Raw genomic sequence first — 1255 nt, 5'->3', positions numbered from 1 at the left:
CTGGAAGATCTGCTGGCCCGACTCGACCGGCGAGAGCAAGAAGAACACTCCCTCCGACACCAAGAATCCTCCCTCTCCCTCGCCGCATGATCAACCCCCGAAGGACTTACAGGCGCGACCACTTAGCCCGCGGTGATTTCCTGCGCGATCACGTCACCGCACGCGTACCGGATCCAAGGGCGCTGCTTGCGCTGCGACTCCCCGCGCTCCTGCGCCCGGCCTTGCCCGCACACCGGGCAGCGGCGCGCGTCGTCGCCCGGATCGAATCGGTGCCACGAGTCCTCGAAGACCGGGCCGTCGACCTCGTGCACGAGGACCGCGGGATCCGTGAACGGATCGAACATCACGCCTTCCTTTCGGCCCGGCGTACCGCTCGTCACGCGGGCTCTGTGGCACCCGGGTCTGTGGCATCCGGCTCCGTGGCGCCGGGTTCGGTCGAGCCCGGCTCGGTCGTACGCGGGCGGGTGCGCAGGAACCGCACCGCCTCGCTCACGCCCCACGTATACCCCGCCGCACCGATCGCACCGACCGCGACCGAATCCCAAGGCGCCCGCAGCATGTCCCGGCCGCCGAAGCTGCCGAGCCAGGACAGCAGTACGATCGCGCCGACGTACAGCACCAGCCACAGCCCCGCGCGCACCTGGGCGGCGCTGTGCCGGTTGGTGCGGGTGTTCCAGAAGTACACCGCGACCCCGGCGGCCGGCAGCGGCAGCGCGATGCGGAGGTTCTGCCACTTCGCCCAGTAGAGGATCAGGGTCGCCAGCACGAACCCGATCGGCGCGAGCACGGATGTGCCGCGGATCCACGGCTGCTGCCGGTCGGGCACGGCGACGCGCAGCGCGGCCTGGCACACCATGGTGATCGAGTAGACGAACAGGCCGAGTTCGCTGGTCGCCTCGAGAGGACGTTTGGTCTGGTTTTGTGGGCGAAATCGGCCGATCTACAACGCTTGCTGCGTTGCCGAAACACCCACAGACAACCCACTGTGTTGTGTTCGAAAACCGCGAGGGTGTTCCGGCGCCTTGCGAGCGCCGCCGCTTGGCCGATTCGCTGTCCGGTACCCGACTTCTCGGGCAAAACTTTGACTATCGTGACGGTTGACCCCAAAACCAGACCAAACGCCCTCTGAGCTTGAGATTTGAGGTCTACAAGATCTTTTGTGGCGTGGTGGTGTGATCGCCTGACAACGGGCACGGCCACCTGGCATTCTTCGGATCTGTTCTAAGGAATCGAAGAAAGGTCGGGTGGCCGTGGG

Annotated in this window: 2 protein-coding genes; both read right to left on the bottom strand. The window is 66.3% G+C overall.

All coding sequences use genetic code 11. The features are described from left to right. Window positions 1-122 precede the first annotated feature (122 nt). On the bottom strand, window positions 123-344 hold the full coding sequence (locus KGA66_RS29105; RefSeq protein ID WP_211472828.1) for a hypothetical protein: 222 nt from the start codon (window positions 342-344) through the stop codon (window positions 123-125). A gap of 32 nt (window positions 345-376) precedes the next feature. Then, window positions 377-856, bottom strand: a complete 480-nt coding sequence (locus KGA66_RS29100; RefSeq protein ID WP_211472826.1) for a hypothetical protein — start codon at window positions 854-856, stop codon at window positions 377-379. Window positions 857-1255 lie beyond the last annotated feature (399 nt).

This window comes from Actinocrinis puniceicyclus (assembly GCF_018283645.1).
Lineage (GTDB): Bacteria > Actinomycetota > Actinomycetes > Streptomycetales > Catenulisporaceae > Actinocrinis > Actinocrinis puniceicyclus.
This window is presented reverse-complemented; position numbering and strand designations above follow the sequence as displayed.

Coding starts and splice junctions, on each gene's coding strand:
- KGA66_RS29100 (WP_211472826.1), bottom strand. CDS start 856: ATGGTGTGCCAGGCCGCGCTGCGCGTCGCCGTGCCCGACCGGCAGCAG.
- KGA66_RS29105 (WP_211472828.1), bottom strand. CDS start 344: ATGTTCGATCCGTTCACGGATCCCGCGGTCCTCGTGCACGAGGTCGAC.